We start from the raw sequence: 23,184 nt of genomic DNA, 5'->3' as shown, positions 1-23,184 counted from the left end.
CCGGACACCGACTCCAGAGGAGAGGCGCGACGATGAGCGGACACGACGGACAGCCCGGCGACGGCCCCGACCGCGCGCACCGGCGCCCGGAGGGCGTCAGCGACGAGACGGTCGAGGCGCTGGGATCACTGTCGAAGGCACTGGAGACCACCGAACGGGCCCGCGGCCACCTCTACAGCTTCCACCAGCTCACCGGCACCGCCGACCTGGAACTGGACCGGGCCGTGGAACTGCTGCACAACGCCGGACACCCGGACTGGGCGGAGACCGTGCGCACCCAGGTGCTGGGCCGCAACGTGATCCCCGGCCACTGGACGTTCCAGATCGTCGAGGCGTACGACCGCACCTACTACCGGCCGTTCCGGGAGCTGGAGCAGGCCGCCGTGGAGGAGCTGGCCGACGGCCGCGACCACCTCTTCGAGGCGGAGATGAAGGAGGCCCGCAGGACCGCGGGCCACCCGCACCACACCGCCCGCCCCGACACCGACCCGCAGGTGACCGGCGGGAAGGGCGGCGACGGCGGATGAGCGGCGGCCCGCTGCGGGGACGCACCGCCGTCATCACCGGGGCCGCGCGCGGGATCGGCGCCGCCCTGGCCCGCGACCTCGCCGGACGCGGCATGCGGGTGGCGCTGCTCGGCCACGAGGGCGAGCGGCTGCGGGAACTCGCCGACGCGCTGCCCGGGCCCGCCCTCGCGCACGAGGTCGACGTCACCGACGACGCGGCGCTGGCGCGGGCGGCGGACGCGGTCCGGACCGGGCTCGGCCGCCCCTCGGTCGTCGTCGCCAACGCCGCCGTGACGGACGGCGGACTGTTCGCGGACTCCGACCCCGCGCGGTGGCGGCGCATCATCGACGTCAACCTCACCGGCAGCGCGGCCACCGCCCGCGCGTTCCTGCCGGACCTGACGGCGACCCGGGGGTACCACCTCCAGGTCGCCTCGCTGGCCGCCATCGGCGCCGCCCCGATGATGAGCGCGTACTGCGCCTCCAAGGCGGGGGCGGAGGCCTTCGCCCACTCCCTGCGCGCGGAGGTCGCCCACCTCGGCGTGGCCGTCGGCCTCGGCTACCTCACCTGGATCGGCACCGACCTGATCCAGGACGCCGACCGTCACACCGTGATGCGGGAACTACGGGGTCACATGCCGTGGCCGGTGCGGAACGTGTACCCGGTCGACCGCGCCGCGGCCCGCCTCGCCACGGCGGTCGAACGACGCAGCACAGCCGTGTACTACCCTCGCTGGCTCCGCCTGGGCCAGCCGGTACGGGCCGCGATGCCGTCGGTGGTCACCAGGGCGACCCGCCATTACCTGCCCCGCCTGGAATCCCGTGCGTCCTTGACCCACACGGAACTCCTGGGCGGAGGGGGACGCGCGGACGCGGCGGCACGGGGCGGGTGAGGGGCGTCCCGGGGGTCGCCCCCGGACGGCGCCCGGTCCGGGGCGGGCGCGGACTCGATCGTCGGGGTACGCGTGGTTCCGTGAGCGGGGGCACGCCGACCGGTCCCCGAGGGCCCGGCGGGACGGGGAGGACACCCCCGGGCGTGCCCGGCCGCGTGTCCCGGCCCGCCCGGTGTCTCCACCGGGCGGGCCGGGGTCTACGCCCCCGGGAACCTCCCCGTCGACCGCAGCGCCCAGCGGCGTTCCGCGTAGGCGAGGTCGTCCCGCCAGAGGCGGGCCGAGGCGGTGCGGACAAGGGGGCGGAGGAGGGGGGCGGCGGTCCGGGCGAGGGCGAAGCCGCGGCGGTCCGAGGCCGCCACCACCGCCTCGGTCACCGCCGTGCGCGGCCGGCCCGACGCGTCCGGGCCCAGGGGGGTGGCGTGGGTCTCGACGACGGAGCCGACCCCCTCGCCCTCGGTGATGTGCATGACGACCGTGCGCGGCTCGGGAGCCGTGAACACCGCCCGCACCGGCACCACCAGACGGCCCGCCACCTTGAACGACACGTCCACGGCGAACGCGTCCCCGTGCGGATCGTCGGAGCGGTTCGCACCGTCCGGCGCGTCGGCCACGGTGAGGTCGACGAACGAGTACGGGTGGAACCAGGCCCCGTGCCAGGGGTCCAGCCGGTTCGCCACGACGTCCTCGGGCTCGCAGACGCCCACCCCGGAGTACACCGCCGTCAGGGCGCGCGCCGGGAGCGGACGGCGCGGTACGACCGGCGCGTCGAGCGGCTCCTCACCGCCGACCGCGTCCAGCCGTACCCACACGAGCACCCCGTCGTCGTGCGCGGGGAACGGCTCCCAGCCCGCGAACGGCCCGCCGTTCAGGGAGAGCCCGTGCCAGTGGCAGACGAGCGTGCCGCAGCGCACCGGGCTGTCCCGCAGCGGTGCGCCCAGGTGGGGGCAGACGCCCGGTCCGGCGACCACGCGCCCCTCCGTGTCCCGCCAGACCACCACTTCCCGTCCCGCCACCGTCCGGCCCAGCGGGCGGTCACCGCCCACGTCGCGGGAGGCGCCCACGACGTACCAGTTGCCCGAGGGGCGTGCCTGCGCCCGTTTCAGCGCGCCGGCGATCAGGGCGGGCCTGGCGTCCCGCCAGGTGGGACGCTGCCGTTCCCACGCCACCGCGTTGCGGCGCAGGGAGAGCGGCAGCCGCCGGCGTCCGCGTCCGTCGCCCGCCGTCACGCGACCTCCTCGACCACCCGCGGGGCCGCCGGCTCCGCCGCCGTCAGCGGAGGGCGGTCGGGCATGCGGACGGCGGCGCCGCGGCCCCGCAGTCTGGCGGCGGCCACCCGGACGAGTCCGTCCGCGGCGACCGCCGTCCGCCGCCTGCGCGGCACCACCGCCCGCCGGTGCAGCACCGCGTACCCGTCCTCGGCCACCGCGTCCAGGATCCCGCCGTACAGGACGAACGCGGTGCGGATGCAGGGGCGGGACACCGGTTCGAGCATCGCGAGGCCCGGCGCCGCCTGCCGGTACACGCCCCGCGTCAGCCCCTCGAAGGCGCGCAGCGCCGAGGTGATGCGCGGGTCACGGCGGCCGGTGTCGCGGCTCCACCGCAACAGCTCCCGGTCCGCACCGTGCGCGGCGAGCAGGTCGGCGGGCAGGTACACCCGCCCCCGGTCCAGGTCCTCGCCCACGTCCCGCAGGAAGTTGGTCAGCTGGAAGGCGACGCCGAGGGCCGCCGCGTGCGGGGCCGCCGTCCCGCGGTCGGTGACCGTGCCGAGGACGGGCAGCATCTGCAGCCCGATCACCGCGGCCGACCCGTGCATGTACCGGCGCAGGGCCGCGTAGTCGGCGTAGTCGGTGACCACCAGGTCGGACCGCATGGCGGCCATGAAGTCGGCGAAGTGGGCGTGGTCGATGCGGTACCGCCGGGCCGTGTCGGCGAGGGCCCGCACCACCGGCTCGGCGCTCCGCCCGTCCCGCAGCCCCTTCTCCAGCTCTCTCTCCAGCGCGGCCAGTGCGGCGTCCCGGCGGGCGGTGTCCGCGCCCGTGCCGAGCGCGTCGACGATGTCGTCCGCCCAGCGGGCGAAGCCGTACAGGGCGTGCACGGCGGGCCGCCGCTCCACGGGCAGCAGCCGGGTGGCGAGGAAGTACGTCCGGCCGTGCCGGGCGTTGAGCCGGCGGCAGTGGCGGTACGCCTCGCGCAGTGCCGGATCCGTGACGCCCGCCGCGTCCAGTTCACGCTCGGTCATGCGGGGCCTCCTGTGCGGAAAGCGAGGTGGGACGCGCGTCCGGCGGGGCCGCGGGCGCCGGTGACGCGTGCCGCGGCCAGTTTCCCGGACAACAGCACGGTCGGCACGCCGACGCCGGGGGTGGTGCCGCAGCCGGCCAGCACCGCGTTCTCGGCGGAGCGCACCAGGTTCCGGGGCCGGAACGGGCCCGTCTGCGCGAAGGTGTGGGCGGTGGCGAACGGCGTGCCGGCCGCGTGCCCCTGCGCGGCCCAGTCGGCGGGCGTGACCACGCACTCCGCCTCGACGGCGGACGCCAGCCCGGTCAGACCGCGCCCCTCCAGCTCCCGCAGCACCGAGTCGCGGTAACGCGGCGCCAGGTCCGTCCACTCGGCCGCGCCCGGCCCGATGTCGGTGTTCGGGCACGGCGCGAGGACGTAGTGCAGATGGCGTCCCGGCGGCGCGAGCGACGGGTCGGTGGCGGTGGGCCGGGTGATCAGCAGCGACGGGTCGCTCATCAGCCGCCCGGCACGGGTGAGCTCGTCGAAGGTGCCGCGCCACGCCTTGCCGAAGGAGAGGGTGTGGTGGGCCAGCTCGGGCCAGGTCCGGTCGGTGCCGAGGTGCAGCACCACCGCCGAGGGGGAGTGCCGCAGCCGCACCGGACGCCGGGGCGCCCCGCCGAGCAGCCGGTAGGCGACGGGCAGGTCGGGGGTGAGGACGACCGCGTCGCAGGGGATCCGCTCGTCGCCCGCGACCACCGCCGTGACCCGGCCGCCGGAGCGCTCCAGCCGGGTCACCTCCCGGCCGAACCGCAGGCCGGCGCCCGCGTCGGCGGCGGCGTCCGCCATCGCCTGCGGCAGCGCGTGCATGCCGCCGCGCGGGAAGTACACGCCGGCGACCGTGTCCATGTACGCGATCACCGCGTACGCGGCCAGCGCCCGCGCCGGGGGGACGCCCGCGTACAGCGCCTGGAAGGAGAACACCCGGCGCAGCCGCTCGTCCTTCAGGAAGCTCCCGATGCGCGCGTCCAGCCGTCCGAAGCCGCCGAGCGCCGCCAGCCGCACCAGGTCCGGGTGGAGCAGGCCCAGCGGCGAGTCGAAGTTCGCGTCGATGAACCGGCGCATCTGCGCCCGGTACAGCCGCTCCAGCCAGTCCCGCATCCGCAGGTAGCCCGCCGCCTCCCGGGCCCCGGCGAACCGCTCCACCTCGGCGGCCATCGCCTCGCCTCCGGTGTGCACGTCGAGGCTGCTGCCGTCGGCGAACCGCGCCCGGTAGGCGGGGTGCAGCTCCACCAGCTCCACCCGCTTGCGCAGGCTGTCCCCGACCGCGGCGAACGGCTCGTCCGCCAGGTCGGGCATGGTCAGCACGGTGGGCCCGGTGTCGATCCGGTACCCGTCCAGCTCCGTCCGCCCGGCGCGTCCGCCCGGCAGTCCGTCGCGCTCGACGACGGTCACGCGCCGGCCCGCGCCGAGCAGGTGCAGCGCCGCCGACAGACCGGCCAGCCCGGCCCCCACGACGACGACATGGTCCGTGCGCCCCGGAACGGTACGGGTCACCGGCCGGCCCCCGCTCCGGCCGCGTACCCGTACGGCACGCGGCGCCCTGTCGTACGGCCGTCCGCGGGCCCCGCCGTCACGCGGACGGACGGCACCCGGACGGTGGGTCCCGGCGGGTGAGCCGGGCGCGGCGCGCGCGGCCCGAGCGCCGCGCGGTGTTCCTTGGCCCCAGTGGGGAGCATCCGGTGTCTTCCTCTCATCGGCATGCGCATCGCTCCGGTACGCCGGACGACCGGCGCATGCCTTCCCGGTCGCGCCCGTCGTCTCACGCCCGAGTGACCCGGATCCGACCGGGCACACGGACGGAAACAACTGGTCACGCGGATGCGTACGGAGTCGTGTCGTACGGAGGAGGGTGGTGCCGGCGTGCTGGACGCGGACGTCGCGATCGTCGGGGCGGGGGCGGCCGGGCTGTCCCTGGCCCACCGGCTGGCCGGGCCCGGCAGCGGGGGCCGGGCGCCGTCCGTCGCCCTGCTGGACGCGCCGCCCGGACCGCTGCGGCCGCCGCGCCGCACCTGGTGCTTCTGGGAGGCGGGCCCCGGCCGCTTCGACGCCGCGGTCACCGCGTCCTGGCGGCGCCTGCGGGTCCGCGATCCCGCCGGGCGCGGCATCGACGGGGACATCGCGCCGCTGCGCTACAAGATGATCCGCTCCGACGACTTCGAGCACCTCGTCGCCCGCGACCTGGCGGACCGCGCGGACGTCCGGCGCGTGGAGGGCACCGTCGACACCGTGGAGGACGTGCCCCGGGGAGCGCTGGTCCGGCTGCGTGACGGCGACGGCCACGCCCGTGTCGTCCGGGCCCGCTGGGTGTTCGACTCCCGTCCGCCGGGCAGCCTGCCGGCCGCCCGCACCACGCTGCTCCAGCACTTCCACGGCTGGTTCGTGCGCACCGCCCGGCCCGCCTTCGAGCCCGGCACCGCCGAACTGATGGACTTCCGCACCCCGCAGCCCGCCGACGGTCTGTCCTTCGGCTACGTCCTGCCCCTCGGCCGGCACGACGCCCTGGTGGAGTACACCGAGTTCTCCCCCCGGCCCCTCGCCCCCGACGCCTACGAGGCGGCCGTACGGCACTACACGGACGACGTGCTGCGGCTCGGCGACCTCGAGGTGCTGTCCACCGAGACGGGTGTCATCCCGATGACCGACGCGGTGATGCCCCGGCAGACCGGCCAGTCCGTGTTCCGCATCGGGGCCGCGGGCGGCGCCACCCGCCCCTCCACCGGCTACACCTTCGCCGGTCTCCAGCGGCAGACCCGGGCCGTCGCCGCCGCCCTGCGCGAGGGCCGCCGCCCGGTGCCGCCGCCCGCCCACTCGGCCCGTTCCCGGGCGATGGACGCCGTGCTGCTGCGCGCCCTGGCCGGCGGCCGCGCCGACGGGCCCGCCCTGTTCTGCCGGCTCTTCGACCGCGTCCCCATGCGCCGGCTGCTGCGGTTCCTCGACGGCGACACCCGCCTGCACGAGGACCTCGCCGTCGGCCTGCACGCACCGGCCGGCCCGATGCTCCGCTCCGCGCTCGAACTGCCCGGCCTGCCCCGCCGCCCCTACGAAGGCCCCTGACCGCCCCCGGTACGTCCAGTCCCTGCCACCCCGGAGACCCCATGACCCTCCTGCGCGACGAGAACCTCGCCGCCGCCTTCGACCACGCCGCCCGCAGCTACGACACCCTGGTCGCCGCCAACCCCGGCTACCACGCCCATCTGCGCCGCTCCGCACGCCGGCTCGGCCTGCCCTGCGGCGGCGAGGGGCTGCGCGTGCTCGACCTCGGCTGCGGCACCGGCGCCTCCACCGCCGCGCTCGCCGAGGCGCTGCCGGGCGCGGACATCACCGCCGTGGACGCCTCCGCGGGCATGCTGGAGCGGGCCGCCGCCAAGACCTGGCCGCCGAACGTGACGTTCACCCACGCGCCCGCCGAACGGCTCGCGCAGGCCGGCGTGACCGGACCCTTCGACGCGGTCTTCGCCGCCTACCTGTTCCGCAACGTCACCGACCCCGACGCCGTACTGCGCACCGTGCGCGCACTGCTCGTGCCCGGCGGACGCCTCGCGGTGCACGAGTACACCCTCGGCGGACGCCGCACCGACCGTGCCGTGTGGACCCTGGTCTGCCGGGGCGTCGTCCAGCCCGTGGCGACCCTGCTCGGGGACGGCGACCTGTACCGCCATCTGTGGCGCAGCGTCGTGGAGTTCGACACCGCCGACCGGTTCGCGGACCGGCTGCGGGCGAACGGCTTCGACCGTGTGCGCCGCCTGCCGCTGCCCGGCTGGCAGACCGGCATCACCCACACCTTCACCGGGCGCCGGCCCCTCACCGTGCCGGAGGACGCGCGATGACCCGCCCGCACCGCCCCGCCGCCGCCCGCCGCGGACGTGACCGCCGCGCCCGCGTGCTGATGCCCCCGCCCGGCGCGCCGCGCGTCGACGGCGACCGCCGGCCCGGCACCGCCGTCGTCGGCGGCGGCATCGCCGGACTGGCCGCCGCCACCGCCCTCGCCGAGCGCGGCGTCGCCGTCACCCTCTACGAAGCCCGGCCCTACCTGGGCGGACGCGTCGGCGGCTGGCCCGTCGACCTGAAGGACGGCACGCCCGCGACGATGAGCCGCGGCTTCCACGCCTTCTTCCGCCAGTACTACAACCTGCGCGGCCTGCTCCGGCGCACCGACCCCGCCCTGGAACGCCTCACCCCGCTGCCCGACTACCCGCTGCGGCACAGCGACGGCACCTGCGACAGCTTCCGGCACGTGCCCCGCACCCCGCCGTGGAGCGCGCTCGGGTTCGCCGCGCTCAGCCCGTCCTTCCCGCTGCGCGACCTGCCCCGGATGGACGCGGCGGCCGCGCTGCCGCTGCTCGACGTCCGCGTGCCCGAGGTGTACGAGCGCCTCGACTCCGTCAGCGCGCACGACTTCCTCGACGCGGTCCGCTTCCCGCGGAGCGCCCGGCACCTGGCGTTCGAGGTGTTCTCGCGCAGTTTCTTCGCCGACCCGCGGCTGCTGTCGGCCGCGGAGATGGCGCTGATGTTCCACATCTACTTCCTCGGCTCCTCCGAGGGCCTGCTGTTCGACGTGCCGGCCGCGCCCTTCCCGGCGGCCCTGTGGGAGCCGCTCGCCGCCCTGCTCGACCGGCACGGCGCGAACCTGCGCACCTCCACCCCCGTCGAGCACGTCGAACCCCTGGACGGCGGGGGGTACGCGGTCGCCACCGACCGGGACGAGCAGCGCCACGACACCGTGGTGCTCGCCCTGGACGCCGTCGGACTGCGCGCCCTCGTCGACCGCTCCGTCCGGCTCGGCGACACCCCCTGGCGGGAGCGGATCGCCCGGCTGCGCAACGCCCCGCCGTTCCTGGTCTCCCGCCTCTGGCTGGACCGCCCGGTCGCCCCCGACCGGCCCGGCTTCCTCGGCACCAGCGGCTACGGCACCCTCGACAACGTCAGCGTCCTCGAACGGTACGAGGACGAGGCCGCCCGCTGGGCCGCCCGCACCGGCGGATCCGTCGTCGAACTGCACGCCTACGCCCTGCCCCCGGAGTCGTCCCCGGAGGTCGAACAGAAGCGGCTGCTCGACCAGGTGCACCGCGTCTATCCGGAGACCCGGAACGCGGCGATCGTCGACGCCCGCCACGAGTGGGGCACCGACTGCCCCCTCTTCCCGGTGGGCGGCCACGAGGACCGGCCCACGGTCCGCACGCCCGACCCGGGCCTGGTGGTGGCCGGCGACCTGGTCCGCACGTCCCTGCCGGTCGCCCTGATGGAACGCGCGGCGACCACCGGCTTCCTCGCCGCGAACGCCCTGCTGGAACGCTGGGGCGTACGGGGCCAGCCGCTCTGGACGGTCCCCGACCGCGGCCGCAGCGCGGTGCTGCGCGGGCTGGCGGGGGCGGTGGGGCGCCGGAGGCGACGGGAGGGGGCGTGACCGCTCATGCCCGGGGAGCGTGACGCTCACGCTCCCTTCCCGTCAGACCACCGTGTCCGTGACCGCCGGGTCGGTCCTGCCGGTCAGACGGGCGGCGCCGGCCCGGACCATGGCGAGGGCGCGCGGGAAGTCGTACAGGTGGTCGGCGAGGATGTCCAGGCCGGTCACCAGGGAGTGCGGCGGGACGTTGCGCGCGGACAGCACGTCCGCCGTCCAGCCCAGGAAGTCGGTGAACACCTCCACGGCGTCCACGTAGAGGGCGGTGGCCAGGAAGTCCACGACGTGCGCCAGGTCCTCCGCCGTGCGCTCCCGCTGCGCCTCGCTGTACTCCCGCATCGGCGGGAAGCGGCGTTCCAGCTCCGTCAGCGTCTCCTTGACCAGCCGGCCGCGCGACTGGGCGACCACGCTGTACTCCTGGTCGGCCAGGTGCGGCAGGTCGTCGACGGCCTGCCGGACGCCCGTGGGCCTGTCCAGCCCGGCCTCCAGCACGGCCGCGGCGCCCCGCGCGTCCGGGGCCCACCCGTCGGCGCCCAAGGCGCGCGCGTACCGCCCGTCCACGCCGAACGCCCTGCCTCCCGCCACCACCGGCACGCCGACCGACCGGCAGGCGGTGATGGCGGTGTGCGCCCGCGGCAGATGGGTGGGGATCGACCCGGACAGCAGCACGGCGTCGGAGTCGGTGTGGTGCTGGTGGGCGACCAGGTGCGGCGTCGGCGTCTGCGCGCCGAGGTAGTCCACCTGCCAGCCGCGCAGCCGCAGCGTCTCGGCGACCAGCCGCGCCGGGAACGCGTGCCACTCGCCGTCCACACAGCTCACCGTGACCCGGCCCCGGCGGGCCGCCGGCCGGATGCCGGGGGACAGATGCGCGAGGGCGGTGATCACCCGCTCGTTGATCGCCGTGGCGGCGTGCTCCTGGGCGACGCTGATGCGGTCGGCCGCCCACTCGACACCGACCCTCGCCTGCACCGCCGCGACCACGTCGAGCAGCAGGTCCTCCTCCTGCCAGCCGTCCGCCAGGGCGCCGCGGACGACGTCGACGGCCTCGTACTCGTCGCCCTCGACGACCGCCTTCCACAGCGCCTCGCCCAGTTCACCGGCCGAGGACCGGGGACCGCTCATGCCTTCCTCCGTGCTCGTCCGCGCCCACCGGCCGGCGCGCCGTCGTCCGCCGGGTGGCCGTTGCGCGGGGCGCCAATGGCGACGACGGCCATGTCGTCGTGCCGGCTGCCCGGCTCCAGCCACTGCGCGGCCAGCATCTGCACATGTTCCACCAGCGCCTCGCCCGGCATGCCGCCGCATCCCCCGAGGGCCTGCCGCAGCCGCTCCTCGCCGAACAGCTCACCGCCCAGGGGCCCGCCGCGGGCCTCGGTGATGCCGTCGGTGTAGAGCAGGCACGTGTCGCCGGGGGCGAGGACGGTCTCCACGGTGCGCGCGGTCACCTCGGGCAGCGCGCCCACGAGGGTGCCCTGCGTGGGCATCTCCTCGACCCGGCCGTCCGTGCGCACCACGAGCGGCGGCAGATGCCCGGCGCTGGTGAGCCGCAGCCGTACCGAGCCGTCGTCCCGGCGGTCCACGGAGGCCAGCACCAGGGTGGCGAACCGGGCGTGGTGGGAGGTGAGCAGGGCGCTGTTGAGCATGCGCAGCACCCGGAGGTGGTCGGAGGCGAGCGGCAGCAGCGCGTGCAGCGTGTTGCGGATCTTCCCGGTGAGCACCGCCGCGTCCAGTCCCTTGCCGGCCACGTCGCCCAGCGCGACGAACGTCTCGGCGGACTCGTCCGGGCCGGGGTGGACGTCGTAGAAGTCGCCGCCGACCCGCTCGTGGTCCATGGCGGTGCGGTAGCGGCCCGCGTAGTCGACGCCGTGCACGCGGCTCAGCGGCGGCGGCAGCAGCTCCCGCATCAGGGTGCCGGTGATGGCGGTCTGCTCGCTGTACAGGCGCGCCGCCGACAGGGCGGTGCCCGCGCGTGAGGCGAACAGCCGGGCGAAGGCCTCCTCCTCGGACGAGAACCCCTTCTCGGTGTCCGAGCGCAGCAGGATCAGAGCGCCGGCGGGCACCCCGTGCCCGGGCAGCGGCGTGACCAGCACGGAGCCGACCGGCCCGGAGAAGCCCTCGGGGACCACCCAGTCCGGTACGGCGTCCGGGTTGATCCAGCGGGCCGGCACCGGCGGGAAGCCGCGCAGGGCCTCGTCGAGGCCGGGGACGGTGAGCGGGTCGATCTGCCGGGTCTCCCGCACCACCCGCTGCCCGCGCAGGGCGTGGGTGACGGCGTACCGGTGGCCGGTCGGCGGGGTGATCAGCACGGCGGCCTCGGCGAGGTGGTCGGTGGCCATCCGGGCGGCGACCTCCGCGCAGCGCGGCACGTTGAGGGAGGACAGCAGGGTGCTGAAGAGGCCGGAGGTGGCGTCGGCCCGCTCACGGGTCTCCCGTACGGCCGCCTGAGCCCGCACGAGGTCGGTACGGTCGAACAGCCACCAGGCCACGTGGCCGTCGCCGGCGGGGGAGGGCCGGGCCTCGTAGGAGCGGTCGCCGAAGGTCCCGGCCGGCGTGTCCGCCGTCGGGACGTCGGTTCCGGCGACCTGGCGCCGGTGCGCGTCGGCCAGCCAGGACGGCGGGGTGTCGGAGGCGGGGGAGGCCGCGGTGAGGCGGCGGGCGGCGCGGTTGCGGCCGACGATCCGGCCGCGGGCGTCCAGCACCAGAACGGGGCAGGGCGCGTCGTCCCACGTGGGAACGGATCCGTCGCGCGTATCGCACGGACCGGCACCGGAACCGGGGGAAGGAATCACGAACGAGGTGCGCGCCGCGCACCCACCCCCCTTCTCGTCGGCGTGAGCAGGTACGGCGGCAACGGTCCCCCATCTGTGCCCGCGAAGCAACCTGCCCGCTCGGCCAGGCCGTCCATGCGACGCCGTGTACCCCGGAACAGGTGTTTCATGTCCGGCGGCGGACGGCAGGACGGTCCCGGCCGGCCGCGGTCACGGCGTCCCGTACGGCCCGGTGCACGGCGCGCGCCAGTCGCGCCCCCCACAGCGACCGGGGCCCGGCGAACGCGTGCGCCTCCCGGTGCGGGGCCGGGGCGTCGGCGACGACGCACACCGCGTCGGTGGGGGTGCCGGAGCAGTCGTACCCGCTCTCCACCAGCGCCTGGACCTTCGCCTCCGTGGCGGTGGCCACCGCGTTCACCAGGGCCGCGTCGGACAGCGCGGCCGGCACGGCCACCACGACGTTGACGGTGCCGGGGTCCGGGGCGCCCGCCGCGCCCTCACCGGGCCACGCGGCCCAGCCGCGCACGTCGATCCCCGCTGTGACGAACGCCTCGGCCCCCGCGTCACGCGCGTGCGCGTACGACGACACGTCGGCGGCCGTCATCAGGCCCACCCCCGGCCCGCGCACGCCCGCGTCCGCGGCGAGGGAGGCGAGGTGCCGCTCCGGGTCGGTGCGCCGGTAGCCGTGCGCCACCTGCGCGTTGAGGACCCAGGCCCGCTCGCCGATGCCGCCGCCCAGCACCGCACTGCTGATCATCCGGCGCCCGGGCCCGGCGGTCCACAGCAGGGCGTGCAGCCGTTCACCGTCCTCGGTACGGGTCAGACGGCGCGGAGCCGGCAGGGCGGGCGTGGCGGGGTGCGGGGGCAGTACGGCGGTCACCGTGCGGGGCTCCTTGCGGGGGGTCGGCCCGGCCGATCGTAGGCCGTGCCGGGGCCGCGCCCCGCGCCGGGGTGATCACCCGGAGACGGCCTCCGGCGCGCGGAAGCAGGCGGTGACCGTCTTGCCGTGGGGGCAGGGGCGGGCCTCCCACGTGTCGGCCAGGACGTCGACCAGCAGCATGCCGCGCCCGCCGACCCGCTCCTCGCTCGGTTCGCGGGGCGTGGGCAGGGAGGCGGACCCGTCGTGCACCGAGATGTGCAGGCAGCGGGTGTCCCACGACATGACCAGCTGCGCGTCGGTACCGGCGTGCACATGCGCGTTGGTGACCAGCTCCGACACCGTGAGCAGCACGTCATGGACCGTCTCGGGAGCGGTCTCGTCCCACCCCAGGGAGGCGAGGTGCTCCTGCGCCCAGTCACGGGCCGCCTTGACACCCTGGCCCATCGGCAGGGAGCGGGCCCAGCCCACGGTGCGGACCGACGATTCGTTCATGAAGTCCTTTCCGGTCATCGGCCTGCCGTCCGCACGGATGCGTGCCGGACGGTGCGGGCGAGGGGCCGGCTCAGCGCCGGCCGCCGCGCAGCCGTCCCAGCAGCCGCTGGGCCTGCGCCCGCCGCCGGGGGTCGGCCGCGGTCCGCCGCAGCTGCTCGGTCGTGCGGCGTCCCTGCGGACTCCGGGCGAACTGCTTGATGCGTTCCACCATGCCGGGCATGGCAGCTCCTCTCGGTAGCGTCGGCGGTGTCGTCCCCGCCGTCCTTCGTCTACCTCTCTACCCCCTGCGGCCGGGTACAGCCCGGCGCGGGGCGGGAATCTCAAACACCGCCCGATCGCGACGCGTTGACGATCGCCGACCGTGAGCAGCGCCTCGTGACCGGATGTGTTTGCCGCCCGGGTCTGCGGCAAACAGGTGTCCATGACCGAACAGAACAAGAACGCGAACCGGAAGACCTCGACCGTCGGGGCCACGGCGTCCAAGGCCAAGTCGGCCACCGCGCAGGCCACCGACAAGACGACCGAGTCCGCGAAGAGCGCCGCCGACGGCGTCGCGGGCAAGGCTGCTGACGCCGCGTCGGCGGCCGCGTCCGGCACCCAGCGCGCGGCCCGCGCGGCGAACGGCGCCGCCCAGTCCGCCGTCAAGGGCGTGGAGGCCGGCCGCCGGGCCGTCGTCACCGCCTCCGGGCAGGTCGCCGCGGGCGCCAAGACCGCATGGACGGTCATCGCCAACCGCAGGCTGGTCGCCGCCGGCGCGGCCGCCGGACTGACCGCGCTGACCGCCGCCTCCTACGCGGTGGGCCGCCGTGCGGAACGTCACACCCACGGGCCCCTGACCCGGATGACCGGCGGACGTATCTGACGGCACCGGGGGCCGGAGCGGACCGACCCCGTTCGCGCGGCGACGCCCCGGCGGGGAAAGATGTCTCCGCAAGCGTGACAACCGACTTTTTGCGGAGGAGTGGGCACATGCAGCACGAGCGAGCGGGCGGTCCGGCCGGTCCCGAGGATCTCGTCGACGTCGCTCGGCTGGTCACGGCGTACTACGCGCTCCACCCCGACCCGGACGACCCGGGGCAGCGCGTCGCGTTCGGCACCTCGGGTCACCGCGGCTCGTCGCTGGCGGCCGCGTTCAACGAGGACCACATCGCCGCGACCAGCCAGGCCATCTGCGAGTACCGCGCCGCACAGGGCACCGACGGACCGCTCTTCCTCGGCGCGGACACCCACGCTCTCTCCGAACCGGCGCGGGTCACCGCCCTGGAGGTGTTCGCCGCCAACGGCGTGACGGTGCTCATCGACAGCGCCGACGGCCACACGCCCACCCCGGCCGTCTCGCACGCCGTGCTCACCCACAACCGGGGCCGCGGCACGGGACTCGCCGACGGCGTCGTCGTCACCCCGTCCCACAACCCGCCCGTCGACGGGGGGTTCAAGTACAACCCGCCCAGCGGCGGCCCCGCGGGCTCGGACGCCACCGGCTGGATCCAGGAACGCGCCAACGAGATCATCCGCGGCGGCCTGAAGGACGTCCGCCGCATCCCGTACGCCCGCGCCCTCGCCGCGCCCGGCACCGGCCGGTACGACTTCCTCGGCACGTACGTCACCGACCTGCCGAACGTGCTGGACCTGGACGCGATCCGCGCGGCCGGCGTCCGCATCGGCGCCGACCCGCTGGGCGGGGCGTCCGTCGCCTACTGGGGCCGGATCGCCGAGGAACACCGGCTGGACCTCACGGTGGTCAACCCGCTCACCGATCCCACCTGGCGGTTCATGACGCTCGACTGGGACGGCAAGATCCGCATGGACTGCTCGTCGCCGCACGCAATGGCGTCCCTCATCGGACAGCGCGACCGCTTCGACATCGCGACCGGCAACGACGCGGACGCCGACCGGCACGGCATCGTCACCCCGGACGCCGGCCTGATGAACCCCAACCACTATCTCGCCGTCGCGATCGGCTACCTGTACGCGCACCGCGAGCGGTGGCCCTCGGGAGCGGGCGTCGGCAAGACCCTGGTGTCGTCCGCGATGATCGACCGCGTCGCCGCCGACCTGAAGCGTGAGCTGGTCGAAGTGCCGGTCGGCTTCAAGTGGTTCGTGGACGGACTGAGCGACGGGACGCTCGGCTTCGGCGGCGAGGAGTCGGCGGGGGCGTCCTTCCTGCGCCGCGACGGCTCGGTGTGGACCACCGACAAGGACGGCATCATCCTGGCGCTGCTCGCCTCCGAGATCACCGCGGTCACCGGGAAGACGCCGTCCCGGCACTACGCCGGACTGACCGCGCGCTTCGGGGAGCCCGCCTACGAGCGGATCGACGCCCCGGCGACCCGCGAGGAGAAGGCCCGCCTGGCGAAGCTCTCGCCGGCCCAGGTCACCGCGGACACCCTGGCGGGGGAGCCGGTCACCGCGGTGCTCACCGAGGCGCCCGGCAACGGCGCGCCCATCGGCGGCATCAAGGTGACCACGGAGAACGCCTGGTTCGCGGCCCGCCCGTCGGGCACCGAGGACGTGTACAAGATCTACGCCGAGTCGTTCCGGGGCCCCGAGCACCTGCGCCGGGTGCAGGAGGAGGCCAAGGGGGTCGTCCTGGCGGCGCTGGGCGGCTGAGCGGATGCCGTCCGCCCCGCGCCGTGCTCACACGGCGCGGGGCGGCGGCGTGCCGGCCGGATCGTCAGGCGGCCTTGCCGGCCGTGCCCGCCAGCCGGGTCCGTCGGCCGGATCCTTCAGCCGGATATGTCAGCCGGCCTGGATCCCGGTGGCCGACGGGGTGGTGAGCCCGGCCGGCACGGACGTCCCCGGGGGCAGCGTCACGGGGGCCTCCTCGGACTGCTGGAGCACGGTGTCGCCGGGTCCCTCGGCGGGCGTGCCGGCGCCGGTGGACAGCTGGGACCAGGCGCCCAGGGCCAGGGCGATCGCGGCGGCCGCCCCCACGACGCGTCCGATCCGGCGCAGCCGGGCGCGCCCGTCGAGTCCGCGCCAGGCGGGGCCCTCCCAGGGGTCGTCGGGGTGCCAGAGGTCGCCGACGGCGTCCGCGCCGTCGTGGCGGGGCGGCCGCGGTGGTGCCTGAGGCGCTGGGTGCGGGGACCGCCCCGCCGCCCGTTGCCGTGCGGAGGGCTCCTTCGGGGCGGACGTGCGGATGGCGTGCTCGCTGTCCATGAGGAACCGCTGCCAGACGTCGTCGGACAGGGACGGCACGCCGTCCTCCCGATCCCGCGGCGCTCCGCCGTCGTCCGGTCTCTGCGCGGTCACGTCCGTCCATTCCTCTCGTGTGCCGGAGCCCGCCGGCGACACCACGGCGCACGCGCACCCCCGGGCCCGCCAGGATCATTGCACAGCGCGGAAACGACGAAACGGCGGACCGGCACGCGGGTACGGACGGCGGACACGGGGTGGCCGACGCGCACCGGGCGGTCAGCCGGCGCCGACCGGGACGACGCTGATGCCGCGCCGTTCGGCGTCCGCAGCCGCTCCACCGGCTCCGGAGGTTCACGCACCACGAAGCCGGAGCCGAACGTGGCCGCCCACACCGCCGGATGATCGAGGCTGTCGGAGCCGGTGCGCAGCAGACACGACGCCTCGTCGACCGGTTCCACCGCGCCGAGCGTCGTCGGTACCTCGTCGGCCAGTTCCGTCGCCGACCCGCGCATCGTCGGCACGGCCTGGTAGCGGTACCGGTCGTACTTCCAGGAACCGGACCGCGCCGAGGCCGGGATCGAGCCCGGTGCACGGGGCCGGCTCGCCGGGTTCCACGCGGTCCTGTCCGCCGGCACCATGCCCGCACCCGGCGCGCCCTCGCCGTACTTCGCCGGGCCGGGCGGAACCCTCCGCGAACGGTTCCCGGCGGACCGGCTGCCCGAGTGGCCCGGCGAGACCGAACCCGACGTGTTCTCCGGGGAGTCTGAGCGGGGCGCCGGCCCGCTACCGCGCGGTGGACCGGGACCGGGAGGACCCCGCCGAGCACCACGGGGCTCCGCTGCCCCGGCCGTCCCTGTGCGCCGGCGGTGAACTCGGCGCGTCCGCCCCGTGGATGGCCGACGCGATCGACGCCTTCCCGGTCACGCTGCCCGGCCTGGTGTCCTCGCACATCCTGAAGGGCTGCGGCCACCGGGGCCGGCAGGAACGCCTCGAGGACACCGACCGCCTCCTGACGGACCGGCTCGCCGCCCTGCCCCCCGGCCGCGTGCTAGGTTCCCGCACGACAGCAGGCGCGTGACCCCCGGCGCGGCCGGGAAATCGGGACGGACGGCGGCGATCCATGACGTCGGAGCACACCGGCACACCGGACGGCGAGGCACCTCTGCCTCGCATCCTCTGCGACACGGCCGCACTGGCCGCTGACGGCGGCGACGGACCCGCCGGCGCGCTGTGGCGGCTCGCCGAGTCCGGCCGCCAGCTCGACGCCAACGTCGTCCGTCTGCCGCCCGGCCACCGGGTGGACACCCACCGCGAGCCCGACCTCGACGTCCTCCTGCTGGTCCTCGCCGGCCACGGCACGCTCACCGCCCCGGACGGCGAACACCCCCTGCCCACCGGCACCCTGACCTGGCTGCCCCACGGCTCCACCCGCGCCCTGGCAGCGGGCCCCGACGGCCTCACCTACCTCACCGTCCACCGCCGCAGACCGGGCATGACCATCCGCACGCGCGAGGCGTGACCGGCCGGTACGCGAGGAGACGGGTGCCGAGTGCGCGTCGAGGAACACGCCGAGTGGGGGCGGGGCGTCCCGGTGGGACACCTCCTCGTGCAGGAGGACGAGGACGGCGTCGAGCGGTTGTGGGGGAAGTGCGCCGCAGCGGAAGGACCGTTCGTCGAACCGGTGCCCTCGCCGCGTGAGGTGCTCACCCTGCGCGGCTGCCGGCCGGAGGGTCTGCTGAACGAGGTTCTGGCGCAACCCAGCGGCACGCCGGGGAGCCTGGGCGACCTGGGCGTCGAGGTCCGGGACGGCGCCGTTCCCCAGCAGTGGTGGACCCTGGCCGATGCGGTCGTCCTGGCTCACCGGTCCCACCCGGACGACCCGGCACGCCACGACACCGTGACCGGGGCCGGTGTCACGAGCGTCGACGACAGTGACCGCCCCCCGCCCGCCGCACCGCGCTTCGAACTCTTCGCGGGACCGGCGGCAGCCGCCGCGGGCGGCTGCAGTGCCGTGGACGGTTTGTACCGGACGCGGAAGGAGCCCGCGCCCGTTCCTCTGCGACTGGTCGGGTGCGAGCCCGCCGAACCCCTGCTCACGGCACTGCGGCGTCCCCGGCGGACGGACCGCGACTGGGGCCGCCTCCTCGTCCTGGACCGCCACGGTGCGGCATGGCCTCCCTCGTCGTGGGTCTGGCCGTCACCGAGGCCCGCCCGTCCGTGCTCGGCGGCGCACTCGTCGACATCACCCTCACCGACGGCGGCGACGACCGCCCCTCACCGGCGGACCGTCCCGTCTGGGCGCACTGGTTCCAGGGACCGCCGGAGACCCCCGGCCGATGGGCGGCGTACGACACACGCGGCAGGACCGCGTGGCTGGACCTCACCACGCGTGCCTGGCGGACTCCCGCGCCCCGGCCCGACCGGTCCGGCGGCGTCCACCGGCTCGACGGCCGGTTCGTCACGGACGTCCCCGGCCTGCATTGCGCCCTCGCCGAAGCCCTGCTCGGACCCGGCCGCTGCTTCGGACGGGAGTGGAACGCCTTCGGGGACTGTCTGTGCGGCGGTTTCGGCGTCGTCCCGCCCTTCACGCCGGTGCGGCACGACTCCGAGGTCGCCCGCCGTGCACTCGCGGACGTGGTGTACGGCCTCGAGAACGGTCTTCCCTCCTTCGAGGAGGTCGTCGCGCACCTCGAACGCTGTGGTGTCACCGTCGTGCTCGAGTGAACCGCGCGAGCGCGGGCCGCCAGCGGCCCACGGAAGCGGAAGGGAGACGCCACAGCAGCTCCGCCCCGGCCCCGGTGGAGCACGGCCCCGCGGCCGTCACGGGATCGCTGCTCGCCGTGGTGCCGCCGGTCCCCGCCCTCGGCCCGCTCCAGCGCTTCCGGCGCAGCGGTCCGACCGCCGGCGTCGTGCAGTGAACGCCCACGCAAGGAGTCACCGCCCCACATGACCGAGTCCACGCCCGGCCCCCGTCCCCGCGCCGCCCTCGCCATGTCCCCGGACGCCGCCGCGGCCGTCCTCGACCCCGAGACCCGCGCCGCCCTCGCCGCCCTGTGCGATCTCGCCCCGACGGTGCTGGGGGACCTCACCACGCCCGCCGCCCGCGCCGTGCTCGCCGACCGCGAGCTGCTCGTCACCGGCTGGGGCTGTCCGCCCCTGGACGACGACGTGCTGCGGGCGGCGCCCCGGCTGCGGGCCGTCGTGCACACCGCCGGCAGCGTCCGCGGCCATGTCACCGACGCCTGCTGGGACCGCGGCGTCGAGGTGTCGTCCGCCGCCGCGGCCAACGCCGTGCCGGTCGCCGAGTACACCCTCGCGATGATCCTGCTCACCGGCAAACGGGTGCTGGAGAGCGCCCGCGAGTACCGCACCGCCCGCGTCCGCGCCGACTGGCCGCGCACCCCCCGCTCGGTCGGCAACCACCGCCGTGCCGTCGGCATCCTGTCCGCGTCCCTCGTCGGCCGCCGGGTGATCGACCTGCTGCGCCCGCACGACGTCGAGGTGCTGCTGCACGACCCGTACGTCGACGACGACGAGGCCGCGCGGCTCGGCGTGCGCACCGTCGGACTCGCGGAACTGTTCCGGCGCAGCGACACGGTCAGCGTGCACACCCCGCTGCTGCCCGAGACCCGCGGGCTGGTCTCCCGGGACCTGATCGGCGCCATGCGGCCCGGCGCCGTGCTCATCAACACGGCACGCGGCGCGGTCGTCGACCAGGACGCGCTCACCGACGCCGCCGTGGCCGGCCGCATCCGCGCCGTGCTCGACGTGACCGACCCCGAAGTCCTGCCGCCCGACCACCCGTTGTGGGACTGCGAGCACGTCCTGCTCACCCCGCACCTCGCCGGCTCGCAGGGCAACGAGTGGCGCCGGCTCGCCGACACGGCCGTCTCCGAGGTCGCCCGCTGGGTCTCCGGAGAGGGCTTCCTGCACCCCGTCCGACGCGAAAGGCTGGCCTTCCTCGCCTGAGCGTCCCGTTCGAACCGCCCGCCGGGGGCAGGCTGCTCACGGCCTTCTGACGCTGGGCCGGCCCGGCAGCGCCCTGCCGTACCTGCCGGGCCGCCCGTCCCGGTCAGGGATGCGCTCCGACGGACTGGAGGGCTGCTCCCGGACGTTCCTCGCCGTCGGCCCGGACGCCCCGTCCCTGGAGCGGGCGGTGACCGATGTGCGTGTGGACGACGACGCCGTGGGGGTGGTCCGGGGGAGGTGCGCCACCCGCGCCGCGCCCGTGGACGCGGCCGGCCGGCCTCAGGTCCGCGCGTCCGACGCCCGCTCCGGGGCCGGCGTGCCGCCGTCGGGCGCGGTGTAGAACACCGAGGTGCCCTGCTTGGTGCGCTGGGCCTGGTTGCGCGCGACGAGACCCTCCAGCGTGGAGCGGACCACCGTCACCTTGACGGCGCGTCCGGGGTGCGCCGCGCCCAGCGCCGCGGCGACCTCCGCCGCCGAGCGCGGCTCGTTCTGCTCGCCCAGATGCCGGCGGACGAGGTCGACCAGCTTCGGCGCGTCGCCCTTGGCAGGAGCCGAAGCCTCAGCCGAGGCCGTTGCCCTGCGCGGCGCCTTCACCGCCGACGCCTTCTCCGCGGGCTTCGCGGTGGCCGGCTTGCGCGCGGACGTGGCACGGCCGGACTTCGCCGCATCGGCGGACGTGCCCCCGGCCGTCGTCGAGGAGGTGTCCTCGGCCTTGGCCGCGGTGCCCGCCGTCACCTTCTTCCGGGACCGCTTCGGCTTCTCCGCCCCGGACTTGAGGCCGCTGCGGCCGCGCGGAGCGGGCACGGCGGCCTGACCGGACACGGCCGCCTTCCCGGCCGGCTTCTCGGCCCGCTGCTCGTCCGAGGACTCGGTGACCGAGGCGGGTTCGACGCCGCCCCCGGCGTCCGCCGCGGGAACGACAGGCGCCGCGGCACCCGCGGGCGCGGCCGCCAGGTCCAGCGCCTGCTGCATCTTCACCAGCAGGGCGTGGTCGCGCTGGAGCGCGGCCAACTGCCCCTGCAGCTCCGCAATCTCGGCGCTGACCCGCTCCTGCTCCTTGCTGTTGCGCTCGAGGTCGTTCGCGACCTGGGCGACGTACTGCGACGTGAGATCGGTGGTGGCGACGGTCGAGTGGTCGGACATGCGGGTGTCCTTTCGTCGTGGGGTCTGCCGGTGGCCAGTCATGGTACGGCCGGACGGGGTTGACCGTTTCTCCTCCGCACACTCCCGAAGGGGTGCCCGGTTGACGTCCGTGGGACTCGAGGGGGCTCCGCTCACCGCCCGCCGCTTCGGCTCCGACCGCGGCAACACCGTCGTCCTCGCCGTCCGAAGCGTGACGTGCGGTGTCCGCGCGTCCGGGTGACCGCCGTCACCGGCTGGAACGCGGCCCGGCCGTCCGCGGTCGAGGTGGACGGCGAGGACGCGGGAGGGAGCCCCGGTCAGCCACCGGCCGACGGGACCGGTCCCACCCGTCGAGGCGTCCTGCACGATTCACTCCTTCGTGGCAGACCACGCCGACGACGGGCGCACGGACGGCTACGGGAACCACCCGGGCATCGCGCTCCACGACTCGGCGTACGACGGCGTCCGGTCCACGACAGGCGGGGGCGCCGTGCCGGACGTGCGGATCTCGGACGTCACCGTCGGCGAGTCCGACGACGGCGCCGGCTTCCCCGCCGGGGGCAGGGGCCGGGGCGGCGCCACCCTGACGCACGTCACCCTCACCGGTTCGGCGGAAGGTGACGTGCTGATCGAACCAGGCGTCACTTTCGTGATCGGCCGGCAGGCGTTCACACGCCGATTGCTCCGTCCGGCGGGCCCGCACCCCACGCCTGGGTGCGGGCCCGCCACCCGTACGGCCCCTTGTCAGGGAGTGCCCCGCCGCGGGCGGCACCGGTTGCGGGCGACGCGGACGGGGGACTTCGCGCGGACGCGTGCGGGGAGCCGAGGCGTTCACGGGAAGACGAAGTCACGCTGAGGGCATGGCTTCAATGATCGACTGCCCGGACCGTGCGCCCCGCGCCGCGTCCGGCGCCGCCCGGCGGCCGTCAGCCGGACCCGTCCGCCTCCGCACCGGGGTGTGGCTGCGGGCCGTCGTCCTCGTCGTCCTCGCCGCCCTCGCCGGGTGCGGGGCGGGCAGCGGCACGGACGTCCGGGACGACCCGGCCGCCACCGGCAGCACCGCGCGCGAGAACCCGTCCGCGACCGCCCCGGTGGCCGGAGCGGCCGGCACCGCGCAGAGCCGCCCGGCCACCGAGGCGCCCGCCGTCATCCCCGGCCTCGGCCCCCGCACCCGGGCCTGGATCCCGGCCGGCGCCCGCCAGGTGCTCGTGGTCACCGGACGCGACCGGAACGCCAACCACTCCGAGGCCGTGCTGTACCGGCACACCGGCACCGGCTGGGAGGCCGGTCCCGTCTGGCCCGCCCGCAACGCGCTGAAGGGCTGGACCGACGACCACCGGGCGGGCGACCTGCGCTCGCCCATCGGCGTCTACACCCTCTCCGACGCCGGCGGACTGCTCCCCGACCCCGGCACCCGGCTGCCCTACGACCGGTCGGACGGATTCGTCGTCAGCGGCACCGGCTTCGAGGGCGAACCGCTGGAGGGGTCCTTCGACTACGTCGTCGCCATCGACTACAACCGCGAACCCGGTGCGTCCCCGCTGGACCTGACCCGGCCGCTGGGCGCCGACCGGGGCGGCGGCATCTGGCTGCACGTCGACCACGACGGCCCCACCCAGGGCTGCGTGAGCCTGGAGGAACAGCACATGCGGGACCTGCTGCTCGCCCTCGACCCCGCGTTGCGCCCGGTGGTCGTCATGGGCGACGCCGCGTCCCTGCGCGCATGACCGCCGCCCCGGGC

General features: G+C 76.0%; 22 protein-coding genes and 1 pseudogene. 13 read left to right on the top strand and 10 right to left on the bottom strand.

What is annotated here, in order from left to right; genetic code table 11:
* The first annotated feature begins 32 nt into the window (after positions 1-32).
* Both ACIQ8B_RS25615 and ACIQ8B_RS25610 read left to right on the top strand, forming a co-directional pair.
* A complete protein-coding gene (locus tag ACIQ8B_RS25615; RefSeq protein ID WP_403549946.1) occupies positions 33-527 on the top strand; it encodes a hypothetical protein in 495 nt (164 codons plus the stop codon).
* Entirely contained in the window at positions 524-1,399 is an 876-nt protein-coding gene (locus ACIQ8B_RS25610) for an SDR family oxidoreductase (RefSeq protein ID WP_403549944.1), read from the top strand. Before ACIQ8B_RS25615 ends, ACIQ8B_RS25610 begins: the two co-directional genes overlap by 4 nt.
* Positions 1,400-1,596: 197 nt before the next feature.
* Here ACIQ8B_RS25610 and ACIQ8B_RS25605 read toward each other — a convergent pair whose 3' ends face one another.
* The 3 genes from ACIQ8B_RS25605 to ACIQ8B_RS25595 are packed head-to-tail and all read right to left on the bottom strand — an operon-like array spanning position 1,597 to position 5,170.
* On the bottom strand, positions 1,597-2,625 hold the full coding sequence (locus tag ACIQ8B_RS25605; protein WP_403549942.1) for a DUF5914 domain-containing protein: 1,029 nt from the start codon (positions 2,623-2,625) through the stop codon (positions 1,597-1,599).
* A complete protein-coding gene (locus ACIQ8B_RS25600; RefSeq protein WP_403549940.1) occupies positions 2,622-3,638 on the bottom strand; it encodes a phytoene/squalene synthase family protein in 1,017 nt (338 codons plus the stop codon). Before ACIQ8B_RS25600 ends, ACIQ8B_RS25605 begins: the two co-directional genes overlap by 4 nt.
* Positions 3,635-5,170 carry a phytoene desaturase gene (locus ACIQ8B_RS25595; protein ID WP_403549938.1) on the bottom strand — a complete coding sequence of 512 codons (1,536 nt, stop codon included), beginning with the start codon at positions 5,168-5,170 and terminating at the stop codon, positions 3,635-3,637. Before ACIQ8B_RS25595 ends, ACIQ8B_RS25600 begins: the two co-directional genes overlap by 4 nt.
* 366 nt (positions 5,171-5,536) lie before the next feature.
* On the opposite strand from ACIQ8B_RS25595, the gene ACIQ8B_RS25590 reads away from it, so the two are divergent.
* From ACIQ8B_RS25590 to ACIQ8B_RS25580, 3 genes are read left to right on the top strand one after another with little or no spacing between them, the layout of a single operon-like run.
* Positions 5,537-6,730 (top strand): lycopene cyclase family protein, encoded by a 1,194-nt coding sequence (locus ACIQ8B_RS25590; RefSeq protein WP_403549936.1) that lies wholly within the window; start codon positions 5,537-5,539, stop codon positions 6,728-6,730.
* A 41-nt stretch (positions 6,731-6,771) separates the two neighbouring features.
* Positions 6,772-7,503 (top strand): methyltransferase domain-containing protein, encoded by a 732-nt coding sequence (locus tag ACIQ8B_RS25585; RefSeq protein ID WP_403549934.1) that lies wholly within the window; start codon positions 6,772-6,774, stop codon positions 7,501-7,503.
* The gene (locus ACIQ8B_RS25580; RefSeq protein WP_290008634.1) at positions 7,500-9,080 is read left to right on the top strand and encodes an NAD(P)/FAD-dependent oxidoreductase; all 1,581 of its coding nucleotides are present in this window, start codon (positions 7,500-7,502) and stop codon (positions 9,078-9,080) included. The genes ACIQ8B_RS25585 and ACIQ8B_RS25580 overlap by 4 nt, the downstream gene beginning before the upstream one ends.
* 42 nt (positions 9,081-9,122) lie before the next feature.
* Here the strand turns inward: ACIQ8B_RS25580 and ACIQ8B_RS25575 are convergent, their stop codons facing one another.
* From ACIQ8B_RS25575 to ACIQ8B_RS25555, 5 genes are all read right to left on the bottom strand, one after another.
* Complete coding sequence (locus ACIQ8B_RS25575; RefSeq protein WP_403549931.1) at positions 9,123-10,199, bottom strand: B12-binding domain-containing protein; 1,077 nt, start codon at positions 10,197-10,199, stop codon at positions 9,123-9,125.
* On the bottom strand, positions 10,196-11,773 hold the full coding sequence (locus ACIQ8B_RS25570; protein ID WP_403549929.1) for a PP2C family protein-serine/threonine phosphatase: 1,578 nt from the start codon (positions 11,771-11,773) through the stop codon (positions 10,196-10,198). Before ACIQ8B_RS25570 ends, ACIQ8B_RS25575 begins: the two co-directional genes overlap by 4 nt.
* Before the next feature lie 235 nt (positions 11,774-12,008).
* Positions 12,009-12,722 (bottom strand): adenosylcobinamide amidohydrolase, encoded by a 714-nt coding sequence (locus tag ACIQ8B_RS25565; RefSeq protein WP_403549927.1) that lies wholly within the window; start codon positions 12,720-12,722, stop codon positions 12,009-12,011.
* A 75-nt stretch (positions 12,723-12,797) separates the two neighbouring features.
* Positions 12,798-13,214, bottom strand: a complete 417-nt coding sequence (locus ACIQ8B_RS25560; protein WP_290008625.1) for an ATP-binding protein — start codon at positions 13,212-13,214, stop codon at positions 12,798-12,800.
* 70 nt (positions 13,215-13,284) lie between these two features.
* Positions 13,285-13,434 (bottom strand): hypothetical protein, encoded by a 150-nt coding sequence (locus ACIQ8B_RS25555; RefSeq protein WP_290008624.1) that lies wholly within the window; start codon positions 13,432-13,434, stop codon positions 13,285-13,287.
* Between the two features lie 201 nt (positions 13,435-13,635).
* Here ACIQ8B_RS25555 and ACIQ8B_RS25550 point away from each other — a divergent pair, with 201 nt between their 5' ends.
* Both ACIQ8B_RS25550 and pgm read left to right on the top strand, forming a co-directional pair.
* Entirely contained in the window at positions 13,636-14,076 is a 441-nt protein-coding gene (locus tag ACIQ8B_RS25550) for a hypothetical protein (protein ID WP_403549924.1), read from the top strand.
* Positions 14,077-14,183: 107 nt separating this feature from the next.
* Positions 14,184-15,824 carry a phosphoglucomutase (alpha-D-glucose-1,6-bisphosphate-dependent) gene (pgm, locus tag ACIQ8B_RS25545; protein WP_403549922.1) on the top strand — a complete coding sequence of 547 codons (1,641 nt, stop codon included), beginning with the start codon at positions 14,184-14,186 and terminating at the stop codon, positions 15,822-15,824.
* A 129-nt stretch (positions 15,825-15,953) separates the two neighbouring features.
* Here pgm and ACIQ8B_RS25540 read toward each other — a convergent pair whose 3' ends face one another.
* Positions 15,954-16,466: a hypothetical protein gene (locus tag ACIQ8B_RS25540; RefSeq protein ID WP_403549920.1), complete on the bottom strand. Its 513-nt coding sequence runs from the start codon at positions 16,464-16,466 to the stop codon at positions 15,954-15,956.
* Positions 16,467-16,886: 420 nt separating this feature from the next.
* On the opposite strand from ACIQ8B_RS25540, the pseudogene ACIQ8B_RS25535 reads away from it, so the two are divergent.
* From ACIQ8B_RS25535 to ACIQ8B_RS25515, 5 genes and pseudogenes are all read left to right on the top strand, one after another.
* Positions 16,887-17,430, top strand: a pseudogene (locus tag ACIQ8B_RS25535) (alpha/beta hydrolase); the annotation flags it as partial.
* Between the two features lie 42 nt (positions 17,431-17,472).
* A complete protein-coding gene (locus tag ACIQ8B_RS25530; protein WP_290008613.1) occupies positions 17,473-17,871 on the top strand; it encodes an AraC family ligand binding domain-containing protein in 399 nt (132 codons plus the stop codon).
* A gap of 650 nt (positions 17,872-18,521) precedes the next feature.
* Entirely contained in the window at positions 18,522-19,076 is a 555-nt protein-coding gene (locus ACIQ8B_RS25525) for a barstar family protein (RefSeq protein ID WP_403549918.1), read from the top strand.
* On the top strand, positions 19,073-19,270 hold the full coding sequence (locus tag ACIQ8B_RS25520) for a hypothetical protein (protein WP_403549916.1): 198 nt from the start codon (positions 19,073-19,075) through the stop codon (positions 19,268-19,270). The genes ACIQ8B_RS25525 and ACIQ8B_RS25520 overlap by 4 nt, the downstream gene beginning before the upstream one ends.
* Before the next feature lie 28 nt (positions 19,271-19,298).
* A complete protein-coding gene (locus tag ACIQ8B_RS25515; protein ID WP_403549914.1) occupies positions 19,299-20,321 on the top strand; it encodes a hydroxyacid dehydrogenase in 1,023 nt (340 codons plus the stop codon).
* 279 nt (positions 20,322-20,600) lie between these two features.
* Here the strand turns inward: ACIQ8B_RS25515 and ACIQ8B_RS25510 are convergent, their stop codons facing one another.
* Positions 20,601-21,464 carry a hypothetical protein gene (locus ACIQ8B_RS25510; protein WP_403549912.1) on the bottom strand — a complete coding sequence of 288 codons (864 nt, stop codon included), beginning with the start codon at positions 21,462-21,464 and terminating at the stop codon, positions 20,601-20,603.
* An 839-nt stretch (positions 21,465-22,303) separates the two neighbouring features.
* On the opposite strand from ACIQ8B_RS25510, the gene ACIQ8B_RS25505 reads away from it, so the two are divergent.
* Positions 22,304-23,170 (top strand): hypothetical protein, encoded by an 867-nt coding sequence (locus ACIQ8B_RS25505; RefSeq protein WP_403549911.1) that lies wholly within the window; start codon positions 22,304-22,306, stop codon positions 23,168-23,170.
* Positions 23,171-23,184: the final 14 nt, after the last annotated feature.

Origin of the sequence: Streptomyces sp. NPDC096105, assembly GCF_044763335.1 — a bacterium.
Lineage (GTDB): Bacteria > Actinomycetota > Actinomycetes > Streptomycetales > Streptomycetaceae > Streptomyces.
Note: the sequence above shows the minus strand (reverse complement) of the source record. Positions and strands in the feature narration are given on the sequence as shown.

Excerpts from the sequence above, each read along its gene's own strand:
- ACIQ8B_RS25580 (WP_290008634.1), top strand. The coding sequence starts at position 7,500 with ATGACCCGCCCGCACCGCCCCGCCGCCGCCCGCCGCGGACGTGACCGC.
- ACIQ8B_RS25610 (WP_403549944.1), top strand. The coding sequence starts at position 524 with ATGAGCGGCGGCCCGCTGCGGGGACGCACCGCCGTCATCACCGGGGCC.
- ACIQ8B_RS25585 (WP_403549934.1), top strand. The coding sequence starts at position 6,772 with ATGACCCTCCTGCGCGACGAGAACCTCGCCGCCGCCTTCGACCACGCC.
- ACIQ8B_RS25615 (WP_403549946.1), top strand. The coding sequence starts at position 33 with ATGAGCGGACACGACGGACAGCCCGGCGACGGCCCCGACCGCGCGCAC.
- ACIQ8B_RS25555 (WP_290008624.1), bottom strand. The coding sequence starts at position 13,434 with ATGCCCGGCATGGTGGAACGCATCAAGCAGTTCGCCCGGAGTCCGCAG.
- ACIQ8B_RS25575 (WP_403549931.1), bottom strand. The coding sequence starts at position 10,199 with ATGAGCGGTCCCCGGTCCTCGGCCGGTGAACTGGGCGAGGCGCTGTGG.
- ACIQ8B_RS25515 (WP_403549914.1), top strand. The coding sequence starts at position 19,299 with ATGACCGAGTCCACGCCCGGCCCCCGTCCCCGCGCCGCCCTCGCCATG.
- ACIQ8B_RS25560 (WP_290008625.1), bottom strand. The coding sequence starts at position 13,214 with ATGAACGAATCGTCGGTCCGCACCGTGGGCTGGGCCCGCTCCCTGCCG.
- pgm (WP_403549922.1), top strand. The coding sequence starts at position 14,184 with ATGCAGCACGAGCGAGCGGGCGGTCCGGCCGGTCCCGAGGATCTCGTC.
- ACIQ8B_RS25510 (WP_403549912.1), bottom strand. The coding sequence starts at position 21,464 with ATGTCCGACCACTCGACCGTCGCCACCACCGATCTCACGTCGCAGTAC.
- ACIQ8B_RS25505 (WP_403549911.1), top strand. The coding sequence starts at position 22,304 with ATGGCTTCAATGATCGACTGCCCGGACCGTGCGCCCCGCGCCGCGTCC.
- ACIQ8B_RS25600 (WP_403549940.1), bottom strand. The coding sequence starts at position 3,638 with ATGACCGAGCGTGAACTGGACGCGGCGGGCGTCACGGATCCGGCACTG.
- ACIQ8B_RS25530 (WP_290008613.1), top strand. The coding sequence starts at position 17,473 with ATGACGTCGGAGCACACCGGCACACCGGACGGCGAGGCACCTCTGCCT.
- ACIQ8B_RS25550 (WP_403549924.1), top strand. The coding sequence starts at position 13,636 with ATGACCGAACAGAACAAGAACGCGAACCGGAAGACCTCGACCGTCGGG.
- ACIQ8B_RS25525 (WP_403549918.1), top strand. The coding sequence starts at position 18,522 with ATGGCCTCCCTCGTCGTGGGTCTGGCCGTCACCGAGGCCCGCCCGTCC.